We start from the raw sequence: 22515 nt of genomic DNA on the forward strand, positions 1-22515 counted from the left end.
TGCGCCCTAACGCCAAAGAAGCTGCAATGTTCCAGCCCATAGCCAGCACTGGTCGCGCGCCGCCACGTCGGTTTGCGAGCCTCCCCAAAACCATCTTTGTTGAAGCAGAGGGAACAAACCTTTTGCCAAACAGTTCGGGGCGCCAAGGCCATCTGCGCAAGGAGTTGTCGTGAAACGCATACTGGTTACAGGAGGGTGCGGTTTCATCGGCCGCCACGTCGTCCAGGAACTCGTTGAACATGGTTATGCTGTCTGCATTCTCGATGCGCTGCTGGAACAGGTGCACGGTAGCGAGGCGACCAGCCTGCCGGCAGGGGCCGAACTGATCAAAGGCGACGTTCGCAACCGCGACGCCATCGCCGAGGCGCTCCAGGGCGTCGACGCCATTATCCATCTGGCGGCCGAGGTCGGCGTCGGCCAGTCCATGTATGAGATCGCCCGCTATGTCGGCGCGAACGACCTCGGCACCGCCACTTTGCTTGAAGCATTGATCAAACGTCCAGTCGAGCGGATCGTCGTCGCTTCGTCGATGAGCGTCTACGGCGAGGGTCTCTATGCCACGCCAGGCGGTCGGCGCGTCGACAATGCACGGCGGCAGGCTAACGACATCAAGAGCGGCCAATGGAATCCGCTGTCGGCGGCGGATGAAAGTCTGTCGCCCCTGCCGACAGACGAGGAAAAGCCGGTCGACCTCGCCTCTATCTATGCGCTGACGAAATATGCCCAGGAGCGCGCCGTGCTGATCTTCGGGGATGCCTATGGCGTCGACGCGGTGGCGCTGCGCCTGTTCAACGTCTTCGGCGCCGGACAGGCGCTGTCAAACCCGTACACCGGCGTTTTGGCGAATTTCGCTTCACGCCTCGTCAACGACCAGCGGCCGATGATTTTCGAAGATGGCGAGCAGAAGCGCGACTTCGTCCATGTGCGCGACGTCGCCCGCGCCTTCCGCCTGGCGCTGGAACAACGCCAGGCGCGCGGCCACGTCATCAACATCGGCAGCGGACGGGCCTATGCGATCAGCGAGGTCGCCCGGTTGCTCGCCGACGCTATGGGTGTGCCGGAACATCGGCCTGAAATCCTCGGCAGGGCGCGCGCCGGCGATATCCGCAATTGCTTCGCCGATATTTCGAAGGCGCGCGAACTGCTCGGTTTCGAGCCGCAGCACCGGCTGGAGGATTCACTCAACGAGTTCGTCGCATGGGTTCGCAACACGGTCGCCATCGACCGCGGCGCCGACATGAAACGGGAACTCGAAGAACGGGGACTGGTATCATGAGGCCGGACGGGTTTCGTGAAGCGCCGGTTGCCATCGTCGGCGGCAGTGGCTTCATCGGCTCGAACCTCGCCGACAGCCTCTTGTCGGATGGGGTGCCGGTGCTGGTCATCGACAATCTCAGCCGCCCGGGCGTCGATCAGAACCTGGCTTGGCTGGCGCAGAAGCACGGCAATAACCTTGCCGTGGAGACTGTGGATGTCCGGGACGGAGACGTGCTGGCGCCGCTTTTGGCGCATTCCAAGGCGATATTCCATCTCGCCGCGCAGACCGCCGTCACCACGAGCCTCGTCCAGCCAAGTGAAGATTTCGACATCAATCTTCGCGGAACCTTCAACGTCCTGGAAGCGGCTCGCCGGAGCGGCAGACGCATTCCCGTGATCTTCGCCAGCACGAACAAGGTCTATGGCGGCCTGCCCGATGTCACAGTCCGCGAAGAGGACGATCGGTGCGTACCCTGCGACGCCGGCATCCGCGCCAACGGCATAGACGAGACCTGCGGTCTGGATTTCTGCACGCCCTATGGCTGCTCCAAAGGCGCGGCGGATCAATACGTGCTCGACTATGCCAAGTCGTACGATCTGCCGACCGCGGTCCTGCGCATGAGCTGCATCTACGGCCCCCGCCAGTTCGGCACGGAGGACCAGGGCTGGGTCGCCCATTTTCTGCTCAGCGCGCTTTCCGGCCGGCCGATCACGATCTACGGCAACGGCAAGCAGGTGCGCGATATCCTCCATGTCTCCGATGCTGTTGCGGCCTATCGCGGGGTACTTGCCCGGATCGAGGATATCAAGGGGCAAGCATTCAACCTCGGTGGCGGTCCGGGCAACGCCGTCAGCCTGCGCATGCTGCTAAAGCAGATCGGCGAGCTGACCGGGCGGAACCTCTCGATCCGCTACGACCGGGAACGCACCGGCGACCAGCCATTCTTTGTCGCCGACACCCGCAAGATAGAAGTGACGCTCGGCTGGAAAGCGCATGTGTCCTGGCGCGACGGCGTCCGTGATCTGGCCGATTGGCTCCAGCGTCATCGCCTCGAGCCTGAACCAGCGAGGTACGTGGCATGAAAGTCGCCCTGGTCAATCCGTTCTGGACCTACGAGGACAGCATCTATTTCGGCTGCCGCCAGCCACATCTGCCGCTGGAACTGGGCTACTCGAAAGCCTTGCTAGAGGCCGACGGCCATCAGGTGCTGATGCTGGACGGGCAAATCCAGAAGCTGGACGACGCAGCACTTGCCGATCGCGTCGCCGCTTTCGCTCCGGCCATGACCGTTGTCAGCACGGCGCCGACCTATTTGTTCTGGCGCTGCGCGCCGCCCGAGCTGCGCGTGCCTGGCGACTTCCTCAACCGCCTTGCCGGGCGCGGCGGCCGCACCGTGGCTGTCGGACCGCACGGCTCGGCGACGCCGGCGCCAACGCTGCGCAAGCTTGGCGTCGATGTCGTCGTGCGCGGCGAATGCGAAGAGGTCGTCGCCGAACTCGCCCGCCGTGACAATTGGAACGCAGTGCCCCACACCGCTCATCTCCACGAGGGAAAAACTGTCGGCAATGGCGGCGTCCACGCCAGCTCGTTTGTCGGTCATCCGCCCCTCAACTGGCCGTCCGATTGGATTGCTGCCCATTCGCACCATCACCACAGGTTCGACGACAATCAAGTGGGTTTCGGCGCGGAGGTCGAAGCGTCTCGCGGCTGCCCCTACAATTGCAGCTTCTGTGCCAAGATCGATTTCCGCGACGCCTATCGCCGCAGGAACCACGATGCGATCGTGACGGAAATTGATCGGCTGATCGGGCAAGGCGTCGGCTACATCTATTTTATCGACGAAATCTTCCTGCCGCAGAAGGCGCTGCTGGAGGCACTGGTCGAGCGCGACGTCAAGTTCGGCGTGCAGACCCGCATCGACCTTTGGAAGCCGGAGCTCCTCGAATTACTGGGTGCCGCCGGCTGCGTTTCCATCGAGGCCGGCCTCGAAAGCCTGACCGTGGAAGGCCGGGCCATGCTGGCAAAGCGTTGCCGGCTGGGCACCGAGGAACTGGCCGCGCTGCTGGTCAATGCACGACGTCACGTTCCATTCGTCCAGGCCAATCTGATCGGCGTGATCGAGGACGATCCCGCTCTGGTCGATCATTGGCGCAAGCACCTCATCGACCGCGGTGTGTGGGCCAATGAACCGGTGCCGCTCTATCCCTACCCCAGTTCGCCCAGCTATCGCGAGCTTTGGGGCGAGCCCGACGATCTCGCCTGGGAGCGCGCCCACGAGCATTATCTGGCCTCGTTCCGGACGTTCAGCGACATCCAGGAGAAGCGTCCGCGCGCGTTGGCGGAGTTGGAGGCGACATGTTGCAGTCACTGATCCGCCGCCCGAGGCGAATCCTGATGACCGTCGACGCCGTCGGCGGCGTCTGGCGCTACGCGCTTGATCTGGCGCGGGAGTTGGCTCACGGCGGCGACAGCATCGTGCTCGCCGGATTAGGCCCGGAACCGTCCGAGGAGCAGGCGAAGGAGGTGCAGGCTTTCGCGGCCTTGGCGTGGCTCAAGACACCGCCGGACTGGATGACGCGGAATGAGAGCGATCTGGAAAGATTGCCGCAGGAATTGCGCGCGCTTGTTTGCGATTGCGCGATCGACCTCGTCCATCTCAATGCGCCGACGCAGGCCGTGGGACTTGATGTGCCTTGCCCGGTCGTGGCGGTCTCGCATTCATGCGTTGTGACGTGGCTCCACGCCGTCAGGGGACAGGCTGTGGACGGCGAATGGGCCTGGCAGAAGGACCGCAACAGACGCGGTTTCGATTGGGCAAATGCCGTAATCGCGCCCAGCCGCAGCCATGCCGACATGCTCGAGGCCTGCTACGGGCCGATCGCCCGCCTGAGCATTGTCAGCAACGGCACACGGCCAGGTCCAAAGGCAGAGACGCGCGAACCAATGGTTCTCGCCGCCGCGCGCTGGTGGGACGAAGGAAAGAACGCAGCTACGCTGGACCAGGCAGCATCGCTGACGACATGGCCGGTCTTCGCTGCCGGGCCGCTCGAGGGCGCCGATGGGCAACGCACCAGTTTCAGCAACGTCGCTCCTCTGGGTTCTGTCTGCCACGATGAAGTACGTCGGTTGATGGCGCAGGCCGGCATCTTCGTGTCGCCATCCGTCTACGAACCCTTCGGCCTTGCCGTGCTGGAGGCAGCCACATCCGCAACACCTTTGGTGCTTGCCGATATCCCGACCTATCGCGAATTGTGGAACGGCGCGGCTATGTTCTACGACGTCCATGATCCACGCGATCTCGCCAGATGTGTCGACCGTCTCTCTGACGACGCCCGATATAGGCGCCGGCTCGGCGAAGCCGCCGCACGCCGAGCGCGCAAGTTTTCACCGGCAAGGCAAGCGGCGGCCATGCACGAGATCTACGATCGGGCCGCCCTGGCCGTTGCGGAACGCTGACGATGCGGTTCCTGTTCTATACCCATTCGGTCGTTTCCGACTGGAACCACGGCAACGCACATTTCCTGCGCGGCATCATGCGGGAACTCGTTGCACGCGGACATCAGGCGATCGCGCTGGAGCCCGCAGACGGCTGGAGCCGTTCGAACCTCCTGGCAGAGAAAGGGCCCTTCGCGGTCGAGCGCTTCAGAAAGGATTTTCCGGAGCTGATGCCGGTGACCTACGACGCCTCCTTCGTCCATGAAGGCTGGATTGCCGGCGCCGATGTGGTGATCGTCCACGAATGGACTGACCCGGACCTTGTCGCGCGCATCGGCAGGGCAAAGGCGAACGGAGGCGGTTTCACACTTCTGTTCCATGACACCCATCATCGCGCCGTCTCGGCGACGCAAGCGATCTCGGCTCTGCGGCTGGAGCATTATGACGGCGTGCTCGCCTTCGGCGAAGCGTTGCGGGAAAGCTATCTTCGCGCCGGCTGGGGCAAACGTGCTTTCACCTGGCACGAGGCGGCGGATGAGCGCCTGTTCAAGCCGCACCCGGAGATCGACCCTACATCCGACGTGATCTGGATCGGCAACTGGGGCGACGACGAGCGCAGTGCCGAAATCAAGGAATTCCTGATCAATCCAGTGGAAGAACTTGGCCTGGGTGGCACTGTTCATGGCGTGCGCTATCCACGCGAAGCGCTCGCCGATCTTGCCGCCGCCGGCCTGGGTTACGAAGGCTGGATTGCCAATGCCGACGTGCCCAAGGCATTCGCGGCCCACCGCGTAACCATCCACATCCCGCGGCGCCCCTATCGGGAGAGCCTGCCCGGAATTCCGACGATCCGCATGTTCGAGGCGCTCGCCTGTGGCATCCCGCTCGTTTCGGCGCCTTGGCCCGATGTCGAGCAACTCTTCAGGCCAGGCATCGATTTCCTTTTCGCGCGCGACGGATCCGAGATGCGCCGTCATCTTCGCGACGTGCTGGACGATGCTGACCTGGCCGCCTCACTGGTGAAATCCGGCCTCGAAACCATCGGGAGGCGACACACTTGCCGGCACCGGGCGGACGAGTTGTTCGGCGTGCTCGCCGAATGCGGCAACCGCCAAGCCATCGGTCCCATGGCCATAGAGGAGACAGTCGCATGAAGATTGCATTTTATGGGTCGAGCCTGCTGTCGTCCTATTGGAACGGCGCGGCGACCTATTATCGCGGATTGCTCAAGGCTCTTTCTCAGCTCGGCTACGAGATCACTTTCTATGAACCGGACGTCTACGACAGGCAGAAGAACCGCGATATCGAGCCACCAGACTGGTGCAACGTCGTCGTCTACGAGGCGACCCCGCATGCGCTGATGCAGGTGGCAGCAAGCGCACGCGAAGCCGACATCGTCGTCAAGGCGAGCGGAGTAGGCTTCGAGGACGAGGCTCTGCTGCGCGCCGTACTCGACCACGCCCGTGCGGATGCGCTGACAGTGTTCTGGGATGTCGACGCACCGGCCACTCTGGGCCAATTGCGCGACGAGCCGGACCACCCCCTTCACCGCGCGTTGCGGGAGATCGACCTTGTCCTCACCTACGGCGGCGGCGATCCGGTCGTCTGGGCCTATCGTGCGCTGGGGGCGGCTGAGTGCGTGCCGATCTACAATGCGCTCGATCCCGAAACGCATCATCCGGTCGCGAAGGATAAGCGTTTCGCTTGCGACCTCGCCTTTCTCGGCAACCGCCTGCCGGATCGTGAAGCACGAGTCGAAGCCTTCTTCCTCGATCCGGCCAGCCGTTCGGGCGATCAGCATTTCCTGCTCGGCGGATCCGGTTGGGGTGACAAGCAGCTTCCGGCAAATGTCGTATGGCTCGGCCACGTCGGGACGCGCGACCACAATGCGTTCAATGTCACATCCAAGGCGGTGCTGAACATCAGCCGCGACAGCATGGCCGCCAACGGCTTTTCACCTGCCACGCGCGTCTTCGAGGCTGCGGGTGCCGGCGCATGCCTCATCACCGACGCCTGGCTCGGCGTCGAATTGTTCCTGGTCCCTGGGGAAGAGATCCTGGTGGCGCGCGACGGCAACGATGTCGCCGAAATCATGCGCACCCTCACACCCCAGCAGGCAAAGGCGATCGGTGCATCTGCGCTTCGGCGTGTTCTCGCCGAGCATACCTATGCGCTAAGGGCAGCCGTGGCCGACGCCGTTTTCAGGCGTCATTTCGAGCGCCCCACCGTGGAGGCAGCGGAATGACCAAGCGGCTCGATATCGTCTTTCTTGGCCTGTCTTTGTCCTCTTCATGGGGAAACGGCCACGCCACGACCTTTCGAGGGTTGCTGAAGGGCCTGCACGAGCTCGGCCATCGCATCACCTTCCTCGAACGCGACGTGCCATGGTATGCAAGCCATCGCGATTTGCGCGACCCGGATTTCTGCACGTTGCGCTACTACGAAACGACGAACGATCTTCGTCGGACGTATGCTCGCTGCCTGCAGCAGGCCGATGTCGTGGTGGTTGGGTCCTTCGTTCCGGAGGGGCGAGCCGTCATCGACATCGTCGCGTCCTTGTGCACGGGCCAGTTCTGCTTCTACGACATCGACACGCCGGTCACGCTGGCAAAGCTCGCCGCGAATGATTGCGACTACATATGCCGACGGCAGATTCCGTATTTCGACGTCTATTTCTCATTCACCGGCGGGCCAACGCTCGCTCGTTTGGCGGCGGATTTTGGTGCACGGCGCGCCGAGCCGCTCTACTGCTCCGTCGACCCGGAGCGGCATCGCCGAACGTCCGATCCGATCTGCTGGGACCTTGGCTACCTCGGCACCTACAGCTCGGACCGGCAGGCGACACTGGATGCTCTCCTGCTTGAACCGGCAAGACGCATGCCGGACCGTCGCTTCGTCGTGGCCGGCTCGCAATTCCCGTCCGAGACCGTCTGGCCAAGCAACGTCGATCGCATCGAGCACTTGCCGCCGGCAGACCACGCCGCTTTCTACAGCCGCCAGCGCTACACGTTGAACGTCACACGCAGCTCCATGATAGCGGCTGGGTGGTCTCCCAGCGTACGCCTCTTCGAGGCGGCTGCCTGTGGCACGGCGATCATCAGCGATCGCTGGACCGGTCTGGATAGCTTCTTTCCGACAGCCACGATCAATACGGCCGGCCAAGCGGAGGAGGTGATCGATATCCTGTCCAGGCAATCCGACCGCGTCAGGCTGGCTATGGCCAAGCGAGCGCGCGCGACGATCCTGGCATCACATACTGGCGCCGCGAGAGCTCGCGAATTCGTTTCGCTGCTGGCGCGGCCAAGATCGGCACGTCCAGCCCTCGATCTGGACATCGAAAGTGCAGCATGACTGGCAGACAGGAGAAAATAGAGATGCGGCAATCAAGAAGGACGCAACGGACCAAAACGGCGCTTGTCGCCGGCGGCGCGGGTTTCCTCGGTTCGCATCTTTGCGAAACATTGCTTCAGACCGGGTACCGGGTGATCTGTGTCGACAATTTTCTTACCGGCCGGATGGAAAACATCGTCTCGATGATGGACCGCCCTCGTTTCCGGTTGATCGAGCAGGATATTTGCCGACCATTGGACCTTGCTGAGCCGGTGGACCGCATTTTCAACCTGGCGTGCGCCGCATCGCCGCCGCGTTACCAAGCCGATCCGGTTCATACCACGCGAACCTGCGTGATCGGAACGCTCAATCTGCTTGAGCTTGCCGCCCGAAATAATGCGCGCTTCCTTCAGGCATCGACAAGCGAAGTGTATGGCGATCCCGAACAGCACCCGCAAAGGGAAGACTATGTCGGTCATGTGAACTGCACCGGTCCTCGGGCCTGCTATGACGAGGGCAAGCGAACCGCCGAAACCTTGTGCTTCGATTATTTGAGAACCGAGATGGCCGACATCCGGGTCGCGCGCATCTTCAACACCTATGGTCCGAGGATGGATCCTGCCGACGGCCGGATTGTCTCGAACCTGGTGATGCAGGCTCTCGAGAAGAGACCATTGACGATATTCGGCGACGGGCTGCAGACCAGGTCGTTCTGCTATGTCTCCGATCTGGTTGACGGTCTGGTCCGTCTTATGGATGTCGATCCCAATCCGCGCCAAGCGGTCAATTTAGGCAATCCCGGGGAATTCACCGTTCTTCAACTGGCTGGATTGGTGAGAGATATGACCCATAGCAACTCGGTCTTCAAATTCCTGGCACTGCCGCAAGACGACCCTCGCCGGCGGCAACCGGACATTTCCCGAGCAAAAACCCTTCTGGATTGGTCGCCAAAGGTGCCGCTCAGGCAAGGCCTGATGCAGACGATCAGCTATTTTATGGAGCTCGAAGCGAGCCGTAACGAGGATCGAATTCCCCCAATTGCGCCAAGCGTGAGGTCCGCTTCAGGCCGACTGCAAGACTTGCCGGCCTAACGTCAGGGAGAGCTGTGCGCTCGGACATGGGCCATGTGAGACCGTGGCGTCCGAACGCGCGCTCTCACTTTTTGTCATTAAGGGAACATCCAGCCGAGCTCGCCGTTGGGCGAAGATACCGGCATGGAGAACCGACCCGTGCATCGAAAACGATCCGCCAAGGACATCGAGCAAATGGCCGAAAGGGAAACGGCTGCCTTTCTGAGACGTGCCTCGATCACCTACCTTGAATGCTGTGTGAGCCTGATGATGACGCACCTCGAGCGCGAGGAAGTGGCCACCATCCTCGAAAAGGAAGCGGATATGCTACGACGGCTCGACTGAGGCTTGCGGCGCTTAGGCCCAGGCAGCCTCAAACAGCGCGCAGCTTTAATCGGCCATGGAGTTCGTGATTTTTCCAGGTCGCAAGGAACATTCCCGGCAACTGGCAGTTCGGCGCGAGGAACTTATCTTCAACAGCGATGGCGGCAGTTTCGTGGGATCGAAAAAGGTACGGATTGGAATAGCCGGCGTCGGCAATTGCGCGTCTTCCCTTGTCCAGGGCCTCTCATATTATCGGGACGCCAGAGGTAATGAGCCGATACCGGGCCTGATGCATGCCGATCTTGGCGGTTATCATGTCGATGACATCGAGGTCGTCTGTGCTTTCGACGTCGCCAAGGGCAAAGTTGGGCGGGATGTGGCGGAAGCCATATACAATGCGCCCAATAACACCTTCCGCTTTGCCGATGTCGAAGCAACCGGCGTTCGCGTCGAGCGCGGACCAACGCTCGATGGAATCGGCAAATATCTACGCGATGAAATCGAGGAGGCAGAAGAGCCGGTCGCGAATGTCAGCGCGCTGCTGCGGGAAAGCGGCGCTGACGTATTGGTCTCATATCTGCCGGTCGGCTCGGAAGAGGCGACGCGTTTTTATGCCGAATGCGCGCTCGAGGCCGGCTGCGCCTTCGTCAACTGCATACCGGTTTTTATCGCGTCGCGACCGGAATGGCGCCAGCTTTTCGAACAGCGTGGCCTGCCGTTGATCGGCGACGATATCAAAAGCCAGGTCGGCGCGACGATCGTGCACCGGCTGCTCGCCAATCTGTTCCGCGAGCGCGGCGTCCGCATCGACCGCACCTATCAGCTGAATTTCGGCGGCAACACCGATTTCCTCAACATGCTGGAACGCGAGCGGCTGGAATCGAAGAAGATTTCCAAGACACAATCCGTAACCAGCCAGCTCGACGTTCCCCTGGAGGCCGGTAACATCCATGTCGGCCCCAGCGACCATGTGCCTTGGCTTACCGATCGAAAATGGGCCTACATCCGCGTCGAAGGCACGACGTTCGGCGGCGTCCCGCTGAATGCAGAGCTCAAACTGGAAGTGTGGGATTCGCCCAACTCCGCCGGGGTCGTTATCGATGCTGTCCGCTGCGCCAAGCTGGCGCTCGACCGCGGCATCGCGGGAGCGCTGACCGGCCCTTGCAGCTATTTCATGAAGTCGCCGCCCGAGCAGTTCACCGATGCCGAGGCACGCCTGCGCACGCTGTCTTTCATCGCCGGTAGGGACGAGCCGATGCTCGATGCCGCGGAATGACGACGACATTCTTTTTGATCCGCCATGCGGCGCACGACAATGTCGGCGCCTATCTTGCCGGACGCATGGCCGGAGTCTGCCTTGGCGATACCGGCAGGGCACAGGCGTTGCGCGTGGCCAGCCACATGGCACCGAAGCCGCTAGCAGCCATCTGTTGCAGCCCGCGCGAACGAACATTGGAAACCGCAAAACCGATCGCAATCGCCTGCGGGCCCGATAAGATTACAATCTGCCAAGAGCTCGATGAGATCGACTTCGGCGCGTGGTCGGGAAAGACTTTCGAAGAGTTGAACCAGGACGCCGACTGGCGGGTGTGGAACAGTCGGCGTCAGCAGGCGAGGACGCCGGGCGGCGAGACCATGCTGGACGTGCAGCAACGTGTCACCTCGCTGATGCAGCAGCTTCGCAAACGCTACCAGAACCAGTCCGTGGCACTGGTCAGCCATGCCGACGTGATCAAGGCCGCCGTCTGCAAGGTGCTCGGCTTGCCGCTGGGAGACTGTTTTCGCTTCGATATCGATCCTGCTTCGATCACCACGGTCGTATCCGGTGACTGGGGCTCCAAGCTGATCCGATTGAACGAAGCCGCCTGACGAGGACAGCCGGATGCGAATGGTCATTTTCGGTCTCACCGTCACCTCCTCGTGGGGAAACGGACACGCGACGCTGTGGCGCGGCCTGATCCGGGCGCTGGGCGGGCTGGGCTGGTCCGTCACCTTCTTCGAACGCAACACTCCCTATTATGCCGGGGCGCGCGACCTTGATCATCTCGATGGCGGCAACGTCGTTCTCTATCCGGACTGGGAAGACATTCGCCATGTCGCGGAACAGGCTATCGGGCAATCGGACGTCGTCATCGTCACGTCCTATTGCCCCGACGCCGTGGAGGCATCGCGCCTGGCGCAGCAGACCTGTCGCGGGCTGAAAGTTTTCTACGATCTGGACACCCCGGTCACACTCGCCCGGATCGAACAAGGTCTACGGCCGGCGTATTACGGGCCCGAAGGCCTTCGCGATTTCGACCTTGTCCTGAGTTATACGGGGGGAACCGCAATCGATGCGCTGAAAACTCTGCTGGGTGCGCGCCGTGTCTTGCCTCTCTATGGTCATGTCGATCCCGAGCGACACCGGCCAGCAGAGCCCCGGGCTGAATTTGCCGGAGATCTATCCTATCTCGGAACGTATGCGGCTGATCGCCAGGCCGGCGTCGAAAAGCTGCTGGTCCGCACGGCAGCGCGCCTGCCGGACCACCGTTTCGTCATCGGCGGCGCCCAATATCCGCACGAATTTCCGTGGGGCGAAAACATCTTCTTTGTCAGGCATCTTCCGCCTGCGGATCATCCGGCCTTCTTTTGCTCATCGCGTCTGACGCTGAACGTGACCCGCGAGGCGATGGCCAAGAGGGGCTGGTGTCCTTCGGGCAGGCTGTTCGAGGCGGCAGCCTGCGGCGCGGCGATCGTGAGCGACACCTGGCCAGGCCTGAGCAGTTTTTTCCAACCCGGCAGCGAGATCATCCTGGCGGACACCACCGACGACGTGGTCGCGGCAGTCTGCTTGTCCGACAGCGACGTCGACGCAATCCGGCGCCGCGCGCGCGAGCGGGTGTTGGACGAGCACACCTCTGCGCAGCGCGCCAGGGAACTGGACCGCCTCCTGTCCGATGCATTGCAGGGCTTGACGGCGGGCGAGCCGTTGAAGGAAGCAATCTGATGTTGGGCATCGTGCCCGCTGCCGGCCGCGGCAGCCGCATTCAACCGCTCGGCTTCTCGAAGGAGCTCCTGCCGGTCGGCAGCCGCATCGACGGCCAGACCGAGCGCCCGTGCGCGGTGAGCGAATATCTGGTGCGTCGCATGGTGCGCAACGGTGTCGACAAAATCTGCTTCGTCATCGGATCGGGCAAATCGGACATCCTCGAATACTATGCCGCCGGCTACGGCGACGCCGCCGCACTGTTCGTCGTACAGCCCACTCCCGTCGGTCTTTGCGATGCGATCTTCCGCGCCGCCCCGCTCGTCGCACCGGACGAGACGGTTCTGATCGGCCTGCCCGATACGATCTGGTTTCCGGAAGATGGCTTCTGCCGCCTGCCGGACGACCGGCTGTCGTTCCTACTCTTCCCGGTGGATCACCCCGAACTCTTCGATGCCGTCGTTCTCGACCAGGGCGACCGAGTGAGGGAGATCCAGGTCAAGCAACAAGACGCCGCATCGAACTGGATTTGGGGCGCGTTCAAGATGCCGGGCCGCATACTTCACCAGCTTGCCGCGCTTTGGCGCGAGCGGAATCAAAGCGACGAATACGTCGGTACACTCATCAATGCCTATCTGGCGGCCGGCGGTGAGGCTTACGGCGTCAAGGCAGGCACCGCCTATGTCGACGTCGGCACTTTCAACGGCTACCGCACGGCACTTCGGCTGCTTGAGAACAACGACACTACGTTGGAGGACCCGAAAAACCTCATGTTCGCGCTGCGAGGGCAGTCGCAGATACCAAGCCATCCAGGCGAAGGAGGCTAGCCATGTTGCATTCGAACGCGGAAATCCGTCGCCGCATCGATGCCCTTGGCCCGTGGTTTCACAACATGGAGCTGGCAGGCGTCGAAACCGCCCCCGACCATTTCCTCGGCAACTACCCGCTGATCAAATGGCGCAAGTTCGCCGACGCCATTCCTGCCGATCTGTCCGGCAAGGCCGTGCTCGACATAGGCTGTAACGCCGGCTTCTACTCGATCGAGATGAAACGACGCGGCGCCGGCCGCGTCCTCGGCATCGATTTCGATGAAGCCTATCTGGCGCAGGCGCGCTTCGCCGCCGAGATCGCGGACTGCGACATCGAATTCCAGCAATTATCGGTCTACGACGTCGGCGCGCTGCGGGAGAAATTCGACATCGTCCTCTTCATGGGTGTGCTGTATCACCTGCGCCACCCCCTGCTCGCTCTCGATCTGATCCGGGAGCACGTCGCCGGCGACCTGATGATCTTCCAGTCCATGCAGCGCGGCAGCACCGAACTGCCTGCACTCGATGAGAATTATCCTTTCTGGACACACGATCTGTTCGACCGGCCCGAGTTTCCCAAGCTGCATTTCGTCGAGCATCGCTATGCCGACGACCCGACCAACTGGTGGATTCCCAATCGCGCCTGCACCGAAGCGATGCTGCGCAGCGCCGGCTTCGAGACCGTGCTGCACCCGGAGCAAGAGGTTTATTTCTGCCGCGCCGCCAACGAACCGGCCGGTGGAGGTGCCGTCTACCCGTCGAAAGGACAACTTCATGATTGAAGCTGCGATGATCTGGAACGAGCCGAACAACAAGTCCCATTGGGATCCCGAACTCGACCCCGACTGGAGCCGCTTCGCCAATATGGCAATGCTGGCCGCCGATGCGATCGCATCGGAAAACCCCACCGTAACCAAGATCCTGGGCGGCATTTCGCCGATCGATGCCGATTTCATGGCGCTCATGAAGCAGTACGGCGCGTTGGATCATGTCGATGCCGTCGCCGTGCACGGCTTCCCGCTCGACTGGAACCTCTGGCAGATTCAGGAGTGGCCCCAGAAGATCGGCGAGATTTCGACCGTCACCGATCTTCCTGTATGGGTCAGCGAAGTTGGTGTGTCGAGCTTCGGTGCCGAGGAGGTGCAGCTATGGGGCTTGCGCCGGACCGCCGAACTGCTGCTCGGCAACGCCTCGCGCATACAATGGTACAGCCTCTACGATCTTCCGCGCGAATGGGGGGCAACGACACGCCATCGCGAGGCGGAAGGCTCCTCCTACTATCGCCACTTCTACATGGGCCTGCTACGCGAAGACGGTACGCCCAAACCCGCGCTCGAGGAATTCCTGCGTTACACGCCCGAAATGGGACTGGTGCAATGGTTCCACTTTGAAGATCCCCGGCTGGATGACGCCGTCGCCTGGATGAAGCGGCTGGGCGTCACCAATGTGCGCACCGGACTTTCCTGGGCCGATAGTTTCAGGCCGAATGCGCTGGACTGGTACGACCGGCAGATGGAAGCGCTTGCCGACTTCGACGTGACCATCACCTTTTGCTTCACTCCCGAGCACCGCGGAGTGATGCCGCATCACACCAGTCCGCCGCTAGTGCCGGAGGAATTTGCCGAGTTTTGCGCGACGATGACCCGCCGCTACGCTCCCGCCATGGCTGCCTCGCCTGTCAGAGCGGTGCGGGCTTCGGCAGCATGAGTGAGCAATGCAACACGCACCTGACAGATCCGGAACGCTTGCCGAATTCGCGGCCCTGTTGACAGGCGCTGCCCCGCACGGCTCTGACGGTGCCGAAATCATGATCGTTGTCGCGCATCCGGATGACGAGACTATCGGCATCGGCGGACATCTTGCCGGATTGGGTGGATCTCGCATAGTGCATGTCACTGACGGCGCGCCGCGAGACCTTGATGACGCGCGAGCGTACGGCTTCGAGACTTGGCAGGACTACGCCGAGGCCCGCCATAGGGAGTTGGAGACGGCGTTGGCGGCAGCGGAATTGCCGTCGACGGCGATGATCAGCCTCGGTTATCCCGACAAACAAGCCGCCGGGAATCTTGGCTCGCTCGCACGGGAGCTGACCGGCCTTTTGGCCGATCGCGAAATCAGTTTCGTCTGTACGCATCCTTATGAAGGCGGTCACCCCGATCATGACGCGACCGCCTTTGCCGTACATGCGGCCTGCCATTTGCTGCGCCGCGATGGACGCCCGGCGCCGGCCATCGTCGAAATGGCGTTCTATTGGGCCGGACCTGAGGGCGCAGTCCTCCAGGACTTCAACAGCGATCCCGGCGGTGAGTGCATTGAACTCCACCTTACGGACGCAGCCTTCGAACGGAAGCAGTGCATGCTGGCCTGCCACCGGACACAGCAACGGACGCTGGCGCCGTTTACGGCGCGCGTCGAACGTTTCCGGGTGGCGCCCACCTATGATTTCCTGGCGCTGCCGAACAACGGCAAGCTTTATTACGAGGCGCTGCCGCTCGGCTTCGAACCGGCGGTTTGGCTCCACGCCGCGGCCGCTGCACATGAGGAGCTTGGGCTCGGCCGGCCATGACCCTCACCGTCCTGAACGTCGCCTACCCTCTCGCGCCAGTCGGCCCCGATGCGGTTGGCGGTGCCGAGCAGGTCCTGTCGATGCTCGACCAGGCACTCGTGCGCGCGGGACACGGCTCCATCGTGATCGGTTGCCAGGGCTCCAAAGCAGCGGGCGTCCTCATCGAGACACCTGCTGAACCAGGCGTGCTCGACGATGCGGCGAAAAAACGGGCACAGCGCTCCCACCGCTCTGCGATAGACGTCGCACGCGCCCGTTGGCCGATCGACGTGGTTCATCTGCACGGCATCGATTTCGATGCCTATCTGCCTGGCCATGGCCCGACGCTTGTAAGCCTGCACCTGCCGCTCGATTGGTATCCGTCCGATGCTTTGCGCCCAATTCGTGACGATCTATGGCTGCACGCCGTCTCGGCGGCCCAACAGAGGACCGCGCCGCCGGGTGCCAAACTGGTTGCGCCCATTCCAAACGGCGTCGATATCGACGCGCTGAGCGGTCGGCAGTCCAAGCGCAACTTCGCGCTGGTGCTCAGCCGCATCTGCCCGGAAAAGGGCATCCATCTTGCACTGGATGCGGCCAAACAGGCTGGTGTGCCGCTGATCATCGGCGGCAAGGTCTACCCCTATGAAACGCACACTCTGTACTTTCGTGACGAAGTCCAGCCGCGCCTCGACAAGCAGCGCCGCTTCCTCGGTCCGCTCGGCTTCACCGCCAAACGGCGCTTTCTCAATGCCGCCCGGTGCCTGGTCATTCCCAGCCTTGCCGCAGAAACCAGTTCGCTTGTCGCGATGGAGGCGATGGCCTGCGGCACGCCGGTTGTCGCCTTTCCAAACGGCGCGCTGCCGGGCGTGGTCGAACACGGCAGGACGGGCTTTCTGGTCAATGACGTCCATGAGATGGCGGGAGCCATAGTCGCAGCATCCCGCCTGGATGCCGAGATATGTCGGGCCGAGGCGCGGCGGCGCTTTTCGCTCGACCAAATGATTTCGTCTTACATGGACGCGTACCATGCGCTGGCAGAGCTTGGTGCCGGCCGCAGGCGCCTTGCGGCGGTGCAGTGAGCGGTTTTCATGCTCCGCTCCAAGATCATCGACGATCCGGCCGCCCTTGAGGCCCTGGCGCCGCGCTGGCGGGAGCTCTGGGCGCACAGCCGGACGGCGACGCCGTTTCAATGCCCCGCCTGGCTGGTGCCGTGGTGGCGCACATTCGCGCCCGGAGAACTGGCGACGATCGCCGTCTGGCGTGGCGACGATCTGGTGGGATTGGCGCCGCTTTATCTAGAACACACAACTTCCGGTTCGAAACTGCTTCCGGTCGGGATTTCGTTGAGCGACTATCTGGATGTCCTGTGTTTCCCCGGCATCGAAGCGGCTGTCGCCGCCGTCATCGCCGACCGGGCTCTTGCGATCAATTGGTCGCAATGGATTTTGCCGGACCTACCGGCGGGTGCCGCGGGTCTCGCCATAACGCACCCTGCACTGGAGGCGGGTCAACTCGTCGATCACGCTGCTTGTCCCGTGCTCTCTATTGCCGGGAACGAGGCGCTGGCGGTCTGCGTTCCGGCGCGGCGAAGACGCCAGTTGCGCCGCGCACATAAAGCCGCATGCAGGCGCGGCTGCGTTTCCATCATGTCGGCGCAAGCCGATCCCAAAACATTCTTCGATCACCTGATCCGCCTTCACGGCGCGCGCTGGGCCGGGCATGGCGACGGCGTGCTCGCCGATCCGGCTGCAGAAGAATTCCATCGGCAGGCACTTCCCCTGCTTGCCGAACAGGGCCTTATCCGATGCTGGCTTGTTGCTATCGATGATGCGGTCGTCGGCGCCTACTACGGATTTCATCATCGCCACCGCGCCTACGCCTACCTTGGCGGTTTTGATCCGGCCTATGCCGAGGAAAGTCCCGGCGCAATCCTCATCGGCCACGCGATTGCCGAGGCGGCTCGTGAAGGGGCACGGGAGTTCGACTTTCTGCGCGGCCAGGAAACCTACAAATACGGCTGGGGCGCCGTCGACCAATGGACAATGCGAAAGGTCTGGACGCGGAGCATCGCCCAATGAGCACGACTGAACGAAAGCCATCGCCACAGGCGTCGACTGCAAAAATGGTGCTCGATGAGTGCATGGCCGACGGCGCCTGCGTCGAAGCCATCATCGCCAGACTGGCGCTTCGCTTCGCGACGGGGATCGATGCCGCAGAGTTGGCCGATGTGGCGCTGGATATGTGTTCAGCCGACCTTCGAAAACGAGACAGACTGGAGCGGATCGCCGACCTGCTTCGTCACCGGCCTGACATCTTTGCCATGCTGCGTGAAACAGGTGCGGTCGTTCGCCACGAGCGTAATCAGGAGGAAACGGATGCCGCTGTCGTCGAGCGGCTGGCCGCCGGGTTCGATGCGGCGGCGATGATTTCCCTGCCTGCAAGCGTGCAACTGTCCTCCCTGGGCGACGAGGAGAGGCTTTCAGCCGCTACCGATGAGATCGTCGAATGGCTGGAAAGGCATGGCTTCACCGGCGCCGATCGGGACATACTGGACATTGGTTGTGGCATCGGCCGATTCGAAAGCGCGCTCTCCAGCGCGGCGCACCGGGTCGTCGGCATCGACATATCTTCGAAGATGATTTCGATCGCTCGAGAGCGATGTGCCAAGCTGCGCAATGTGGAACTGCGGCCGACCTCTGGTCTCGATCTTGCCGATTTCGGCAACGCAAGCTTCGATTGCGTGCTGGCTGTCGACAGTTTCCCCTATCTGGTACTGGCTGGCCTGGCGGAGCGGCATTTCAAGGAAATTGCGCGTGTTCTGAAAACGTCAGGCATGGCAGCACTTCTGAATTACTCCTATCGCGGATCGCCGGCGCTGGATCGTGCCGATGTTCACCGCCTCGCCGAAGCCCACGGCATGCAGGTCGTGGTTGCCGGCGAGAAGCCGTTCCGGCTGTGGGATGGCAATGCCTTTCTTCTTTCTGCATCCGACGGAACATTACGGCCCAATGATTGTTCGGGCGTCAAATAGAAAAGGCACCTGTGAGTGCCCACAATCCGAAGGAGGACTAGATGGCATCCGGCGGTAGACATCACCCTCTGCCGTCAGGAAAAGGCTCCGGCGCCGGCGCGATGACCGATTTGGCCAAGGACAAGGTCGAGGAAACGCGGCTTTGTCAGGACAGGGCCTAGGAAGCAGCACACCGAGCGACGCCGGCTCGACGGCAATCGGATTAATTCCGATCAGTATCACGCCGCGGATCGGCTCTCTCAAGACTGACTGTTGCAACCGCTAACGCGAATCATGACCAGTGGCAGCAGAGGTCGCGAGAGTCGAATTATCGAGCGCACCCGGCAACATTGCCGGGGGAGAGGGAGGGGAAAGCATAGGCTTCCCCGACGAGATTAGCGGCTTCGAAACAATGCTGTGCAAGGGACGGCGCTGACGGCGAGGACGGCGCGTGAGTCCTTGCAAACGCTGATTGCTGTCACCACACTGGTGAAGGGACCAATTCGTTAAGAGAACACTATGTCTCGCTCAAGCGACGATACCATCAGCCCGCAACTCCGGCTGGCAATAGACCGGAAGATTGCATCTCTGCTGACTGCCATCGAGCAGGAAAAGGTCCCCGACCGTCTGACCAACCTTGCGGTCCAACTGCAGAACGCGCTTGTCGAGAAGCGTCGATGCAAAGCAAAGAAAGTGGAATAGCTATCGACGCCTGTCGACTGCCAAGTTTCCCTGTGCTTCGGACAGGTGATTGCGTCTTTCTACCAATGTCTGCAACGAACTTTCGCCGAGGTGTTCCAGCACGCTGGCGCGCGCTCGGTTAAGGCGGCTTTTTACCGTTCCCACCGCGCAACCGCATATTTCGGCAGTTTCTTCATAGCTGACGCCAAGCACCCCGATCAGCATCAGGACCTCGCGCTGATGTTCCGGCAGCTTCTGGACCGCGCTAGAGACTTCCTTGCTCTGAACGGTCCATTCCTGCGTCGCTTCCGAAATCGGGATCGAAGAGGCGCAGTCAAGCAGGCCGGGTTTTTCCCTGTCGGCGGCCTTAATGCGCGTATAATAGGTGTTGCGCATGATGGTGAAGAGCCATGACTTCATACGCGTTCCGCGCTCGAACTTATCGATGTTGGCGAGCCCTTTGGTCAACGTCTCCTGGACCAGGTCATCAGCATCGTCAGGAACACGGCAGAAGGTGCGGGCGAAGGCTCGCAAGGCAGGTATCAGGTCAACGATGGAAACGTCATCCGTTTCCTGGTTGGCCAAGGCGTAGCCCCTCGAGGACAATGGTCCAGCTCCCAGCAAGAATAAGTTGATGCACGCAGACCTAGCTAAATGCATGAAGGTTGGGTTCGTTCCGGACATCGAAATAAGTCGCTAGAAAATCTTGGATTGGGCGAATGCACACCCGTCTCTGTGCGGCCGAGTTCTGTTGCAGTGGGCCGCCCGATTAGAACACTGCCAGGGTCCGCCCGCAGTGGGCAGCCAGCGACGTCGATTCGCCATTGTTCCGCAAGCAAAGGCGCCAATCTTTTGCTGGAACAAAGCTGCGCATCGGCAGTTCGACGCCCTGAGCCGGTGGTTCCGGCCTTCATCCATCGAGGAGCGATAAACCATGGCCCAGTCCCGGCAGCGTTCAGAAACTCAGCCTGCAAGCAGTCGCGACCAAAATGTCGAGCGTGGAAACGGCGGTGAGTTTCACCAAACGGCGGAAGGCGAGACCCCTGTCCTCACCACTGCGCTCGGAACGCCTGTCTCGGACGATCAGAACACTCTGAAGATCGGCGAGCGTGGGCCATCGCTGATCGAGGATTTCCACTTCCGTGACAAGATCTTCCATTTCGATCACGAGCGGATACCCGAGCGGGTCGTGCATGCTCGCGGCTACGGGGCACACGGCTATTTCGAAACCTATGAATCGCTCGCTAAATACACGCGCGCCGACATTTTTCAGCGTGCTGGCGAAAAGACGCCGGTTTTCGTGCGCTTCTCGACAGTCGCCGGCAACAAGGGCTCGTTCGACCTGGCCCGCGACGTGCGCGGTTTCGCGGTCAAGCTTTACACCAAGGAAGGCAATTGGGATCTGGTCGGCAACAACATCCCGGTTTTCTTCATCCAGGACGCGATCAAGTTTCCCGATCTGATCCATGCCGCCAAGCAGGAACCGGACCGCGATTTCCCGCAGGCCCAAACTGCGCATGACAATTTCTGGGACTTCATCAGCCTGATGCCGGAATCGATGCACATGATCATGTGGATCATGTCAGATCGTGCGATCCCGCGCTCCTTCCGCTTCATGCAGGGCTTCGGCGTCCACACCTTCCGCTTCGTCAACGCGGACGACGAATCCACCTTTGTCAAATTCATCTGGAAACCAAAGCTTGGCATGCAGTCGGTAGTCTGGAACGAAGCGGTCAAAATCAATGGCGCCGATCCGGATTTCCATCGCCGCGACCTGTGGGAGGCGATCCAGTCCGGCAACTTCCCTGAATGGGAACTTACCGTACAGCTCTTCGATCAGGACGTTGCGGACAGCTTCGATTTCGACGTCCTCGACGCCACCAAGATTATTCCCGAAGAGATCCTCAAGCCGATCCCCGTGGGGCGACTGGTCCTGGATCGCATGCCGGATAATTTCTTCGCCGAGACCGAACAGGTTGCGTTCATGACGCAGAACGTGCCCCCCGGCATTGATTTTTCCAATGACCCGCTGCTGCAGGGACGCAACTTTTCCTATCTCGATACCCAGCTGAAACGGCTGGGCAGCCCGAATTTCACCCACCTTCCGATCAATGCACCGAAATGCCCGTTCGCTCATTTTCAACAGGATGGACACATGGCCATGCGCAATCCGGTAGGCCGTGCCAATTATGAGCCAAATTCGTGGGGCATGGGTCCGCGCGAAGAACCCCAGCGCGGTTTCCGTTCAATTGCCGATGCCGAGGAGGGCCAGAAAGTGCGGCTGCGGGCGGAAAGCTTCGCCGACCACTACAGCCAGGCGAGGCAGTTCTTCAACAGCCAGACGCCTCCGGAACAACGCCACATCGCGATGGCTTTGACATTCGAGTTGAGCAAGGTCCAAACACAGGCAATCCGCGAACGAATGGTCTCCCATCTGCTGAACGTCGACGAGGCTCTGGCGGCCACTGTCGCCGACAAGCTTGGGATTCGAAAGATGCCCAATCCGGCAGACGCTGCCGTGCCGCCGCGAGTCGACCTGGAGCCATCGCCGGCGCTCAGCATCATCGAAAACGGACCGGAGAGCTTCAGAGGCCGCAAGGTTGGCGTGCTGGTCAGCGACGGCGTGGATGCCGCGATGTTCGAGCAACTCCGGTCCGCGATCGAAACGGAAGGCGCGGTGATGGAGGTTGTCGCCGCAAAGGTCGGCGGCGTAAGTGCGGCTGACGGCACGCAAATCGAAGCGAGGCACATGATCGACGGCGGACCATCGGTCCTGTTCGACGCGGTCGTGCTTATGTTGTCAGAACCGGGCGCCGAACTGCTGGCCAAGGAAGCCGCGGCGAAGGATTTCGTTTCCGATGCCTTCGCGCATTGCAAATTCATCGGGTTCACGCCGCAAGCCGAGCCACTCCTGGCCAGGGCAGGTGTCGAGGCGGATGCGGATGAAGGACTGATAAGGCTGGAATCAGAAGAGGCGGCTGAGGAATTTGTCCAGGCCTGCCGGAAGTTGCGGCTTTGGGCGCGGGAGGCGGCCGTCAAGCTCTGACGCGGGTGCATGCTGGCCATCTGTTGCATGGTAGACGGG

General features: G+C 61.7%; 22 protein-coding genes. 21 read left to right on the plus strand and 1 reads right to left on the minus strand.

Annotated elements, in window-relative coordinates:
• The first annotated feature begins 169 nt into the window (after window positions 1-169).
• The 20 genes from ACWTU8_RS17905 (at window position 170) to ACWTU8_RS18000 (ending at window position 19451) form a co-directional block, all read left to right on the plus strand.
• A complete protein-coding gene (locus ACWTU8_RS17905) occupies window positions 170-1276 on the plus strand; it encodes an NAD-dependent epimerase/dehydratase family protein (protein WP_455849216.1) in 1107 nt (368 codons plus the stop codon).
• Window positions 1273-2340: an NAD-dependent epimerase/dehydratase family protein gene (locus ACWTU8_RS17910; RefSeq protein WP_455849217.1), complete on the plus strand. Its 1068-nt coding sequence runs from the start codon at window positions 1273-1275 to the stop codon at window positions 2338-2340. The genes ACWTU8_RS17905 and ACWTU8_RS17910 overlap by 4 nt, the downstream gene beginning before the upstream one ends.
• On the plus strand, window positions 2337-3629 hold the full coding sequence (locus ACWTU8_RS17915) for a TIGR04295 family B12-binding domain-containing radical SAM protein (RefSeq protein ID WP_455849218.1): 1293 nt from the start codon (window positions 2337-2339) through the stop codon (window positions 3627-3629). Before ACWTU8_RS17910 ends, ACWTU8_RS17915 begins: the two co-directional genes overlap by 4 nt.
• A 23-nt stretch (window positions 3630-3652) precedes the next feature.
• Entirely contained in the window at window positions 3653-4714 is a 1062-nt protein-coding gene (locus ACWTU8_RS17920; protein ID WP_455849219.1) for a glycosyltransferase family 4 protein, read from the plus strand.
• Between the two features lie 2 nt (window positions 4715-4716).
• Window positions 4717-5847, plus strand: a complete 1131-nt coding sequence (locus ACWTU8_RS17925) for a CgeB family protein (protein WP_455849220.1) — start codon at window positions 4717-4719, stop codon at window positions 5845-5847.
• On the plus strand, window positions 5844-6938 hold the full coding sequence (locus tag ACWTU8_RS17930; RefSeq protein WP_455849221.1) for a CgeB family protein: 1095 nt from the start codon (window positions 5844-5846) through the stop codon (window positions 6936-6938). Before ACWTU8_RS17925 ends, ACWTU8_RS17930 begins: the two co-directional genes overlap by 4 nt.
• Window positions 6935-8044, plus strand: coding sequence for a CgeB family protein (locus ACWTU8_RS17935; protein WP_287093889.1), 1110 nt, complete (start codon window positions 6935-6937; stop codon window positions 8042-8044). Before ACWTU8_RS17930 ends, ACWTU8_RS17935 begins: the two co-directional genes overlap by 4 nt.
• Window positions 8045-8067: 23 nt before the next feature.
• Window positions 8068-9114 carry a UDP-glucuronic acid decarboxylase family protein gene (locus ACWTU8_RS17940; protein ID WP_455849222.1) on the plus strand — a complete coding sequence of 349 codons (1047 nt, stop codon included), beginning with the start codon at window positions 8068-8070 and terminating at the stop codon, window positions 9112-9114.
• A 138-nt stretch (window positions 9115-9252) separates the two neighbouring features.
• On the plus strand, window positions 9253-9438 hold the full coding sequence (locus ACWTU8_RS17945; RefSeq protein WP_127210156.1) for a hypothetical protein: 186 nt from the start codon (window positions 9253-9255) through the stop codon (window positions 9436-9438).
• 151 nt (window positions 9439-9589) lie between these two features.
• A complete protein-coding gene (locus ACWTU8_RS17950; protein ID WP_065006871.1) occupies window positions 9590-10693 on the plus strand; it encodes an inositol-3-phosphate synthase in 1104 nt (367 codons plus the stop codon).
• Entirely contained in the window at window positions 10690-11286 is a 597-nt protein-coding gene (locus ACWTU8_RS17955) for a histidine phosphatase family protein (RefSeq protein WP_455849223.1), read from the plus strand. The genes ACWTU8_RS17950 and ACWTU8_RS17955 overlap by 4 nt, the downstream gene beginning before the upstream one ends.
• Before the next feature lie 13 nt (window positions 11287-11299).
• Window positions 11300-12403, plus strand: a complete 1104-nt coding sequence (locus ACWTU8_RS17960) for a CgeB family protein (RefSeq protein WP_029356178.1) — start codon at window positions 11300-11302, stop codon at window positions 12401-12403.
• Window positions 12403-13209 carry a sugar phosphate nucleotidyltransferase gene (locus ACWTU8_RS17965; RefSeq protein ID WP_455849224.1) on the plus strand — a complete coding sequence of 269 codons (807 nt, stop codon included), beginning with the start codon at window positions 12403-12405 and terminating at the stop codon, window positions 13207-13209. The genes ACWTU8_RS17960 and ACWTU8_RS17965 overlap by 1 nt, the downstream gene beginning before the upstream one ends.
• Before the next feature lie 2 nt (window positions 13210-13211).
• A complete protein-coding gene (locus ACWTU8_RS17970; protein WP_455849225.1) occupies window positions 13212-13973 on the plus strand; it encodes a TIGR04290 family methyltransferase in 762 nt (253 codons plus the stop codon).
• Complete coding sequence (locus ACWTU8_RS17975) at window positions 13966-14898, plus strand: glycoside hydrolase 5 family protein (RefSeq protein ID WP_065006875.1); 933 nt, start codon at window positions 13966-13968, stop codon at window positions 14896-14898. Before ACWTU8_RS17970 ends, ACWTU8_RS17975 begins: the two co-directional genes overlap by 8 nt.
• A 100-nt stretch (window positions 14899-14998) precedes the next feature.
• Window positions 14999-15757 (plus strand): PIG-L deacetylase family protein, encoded by a 759-nt coding sequence (locus tag ACWTU8_RS17980; protein WP_455849611.1) that lies wholly within the window; start codon window positions 14999-15001, stop codon window positions 15755-15757.
• Window positions 15754-16818: a glycosyltransferase gene (locus ACWTU8_RS17985; RefSeq protein WP_455849226.1), complete on the plus strand. Its 1065-nt coding sequence runs from the start codon at window positions 15754-15756 to the stop codon at window positions 16816-16818. The genes ACWTU8_RS17980 and ACWTU8_RS17985 overlap by 4 nt, the downstream gene beginning before the upstream one ends.
• Window positions 16819-16827: 9 nt before the next feature.
• Window positions 16828-17817 carry a GNAT family N-acetyltransferase gene (locus ACWTU8_RS17990; protein ID WP_455849227.1) on the plus strand — a complete coding sequence of 330 codons (990 nt, stop codon included), beginning with the start codon at window positions 16828-16830 and terminating at the stop codon, window positions 17815-17817.
• Complete coding sequence (locus ACWTU8_RS17995) at window positions 17814-18770, plus strand: class I SAM-dependent methyltransferase (RefSeq protein ID WP_455849228.1); 957 nt, start codon at window positions 17814-17816, stop codon at window positions 18768-18770. The genes ACWTU8_RS17990 and ACWTU8_RS17995 overlap by 4 nt, the downstream gene beginning before the upstream one ends.
• Before the next feature lie 498 nt (window positions 18771-19268).
• Window positions 19269-19451 carry a hypothetical protein gene (locus ACWTU8_RS18000; protein WP_029356162.1) on the plus strand — a complete coding sequence of 61 codons (183 nt, stop codon included), beginning with the start codon at window positions 19269-19271 and terminating at the stop codon, window positions 19449-19451.
• On the opposite strand, the gene ACWTU8_RS18005 is transcribed toward ACWTU8_RS18000, so the two are convergent.
• Entirely contained in the window at window positions 19452-20015 is a 564-nt protein-coding gene (locus ACWTU8_RS18005) for a sigma-70 family RNA polymerase sigma factor (protein WP_455849229.1), read from the minus strand.
• Between the two features lie 349 nt (window positions 20016-20364).
• Here ACWTU8_RS18005 and katE point away from each other — a divergent pair, with 349 nt between their 5' ends.
• Window positions 20365-22476 carry a catalase gene (katE, locus tag ACWTU8_RS18010; RefSeq protein ID WP_455849230.1) on the plus strand — a complete coding sequence of 704 codons (2112 nt, stop codon included), beginning with the start codon at window positions 20365-20367 and terminating at the stop codon, window positions 22474-22476.
• The last annotated feature ends 39 nt before the right edge of the window (window positions 22477-22515 follow it).

This window comes from Mesorhizobium sp. BHbdii, assembly GCF_053848045.1.

Coding starts and splice junctions, on each gene's coding strand:
- ACWTU8_RS17910 (WP_455849217.1), top strand. CDS start 1,273: ATGAGGCCGGACGGGTTTCGTGAAGCGCCGGTTGCCATCGTCGGCGGC.
- ACWTU8_RS17915 (WP_455849218.1), top strand. CDS start 2,337: ATGAAAGTCGCCCTGGTCAATCCGTTCTGGACCTACGAGGACAGCATC.
- ACWTU8_RS17920 (WP_455849219.1), top strand. CDS start 3,653: ATGACCGTCGACGCCGTCGGCGGCGTCTGGCGCTACGCGCTTGATCTG.
- ACWTU8_RS17925 (WP_455849220.1), top strand. CDS start 4,717: ATGCGGTTCCTGTTCTATACCCATTCGGTCGTTTCCGACTGGAACCAC.
- ACWTU8_RS17930 (WP_455849221.1), top strand. CDS start 5,844: ATGAAGATTGCATTTTATGGGTCGAGCCTGCTGTCGTCCTATTGGAAC.
- ACWTU8_RS17935 (WP_287093889.1), top strand. CDS start 6,935: ATGACCAAGCGGCTCGATATCGTCTTTCTTGGCCTGTCTTTGTCCTCT.
- ACWTU8_RS17940 (WP_455849222.1), top strand. CDS start 8,068: ATGCGGCAATCAAGAAGGACGCAACGGACCAAAACGGCGCTTGTCGCC.
- ACWTU8_RS17955 (WP_455849223.1), top strand. CDS start 10,690: ATGACGACGACATTCTTTTTGATCCGCCATGCGGCGCACGACAATGTC.
- ACWTU8_RS17960 (WP_029356178.1), top strand. CDS start 11,300: ATGCGAATGGTCATTTTCGGTCTCACCGTCACCTCCTCGTGGGGAAAC.
- ACWTU8_RS17965 (WP_455849224.1), top strand. CDS start 12,403: ATGTTGGGCATCGTGCCCGCTGCCGGCCGCGGCAGCCGCATTCAACCG.
- ACWTU8_RS17970 (WP_455849225.1), top strand. CDS start 13,212: ATGTTGCATTCGAACGCGGAAATCCGTCGCCGCATCGATGCCCTTGGC.
- ACWTU8_RS17975 (WP_065006875.1), top strand. CDS start 13,966: ATGATTGAAGCTGCGATGATCTGGAACGAGCCGAACAACAAGTCCCAT.
- ACWTU8_RS17980 (WP_455849611.1), top strand. CDS start 14,999: ATGATCGTTGTCGCGCATCCGGATGACGAGACTATCGGCATCGGCGGA.
- ACWTU8_RS17985 (WP_455849226.1), top strand. CDS start 15,754: ATGACCCTCACCGTCCTGAACGTCGCCTACCCTCTCGCGCCAGTCGGC.
- ACWTU8_RS17990 (WP_455849227.1), top strand. CDS start 16,828: ATGCTCCGCTCCAAGATCATCGACGATCCGGCCGCCCTTGAGGCCCTG.
- ACWTU8_RS17995 (WP_455849228.1), top strand. CDS start 17,814: ATGAGCACGACTGAACGAAAGCCATCGCCACAGGCGTCGACTGCAAAA.
- ACWTU8_RS18000 (WP_029356162.1), top strand. CDS start 19,269: ATGTCTCGCTCAAGCGACGATACCATCAGCCCGCAACTCCGGCTGGCA.
- katE (WP_455849230.1), top strand. CDS start 20,365: ATGGCCCAGTCCCGGCAGCGTTCAGAAACTCAGCCTGCAAGCAGTCGC.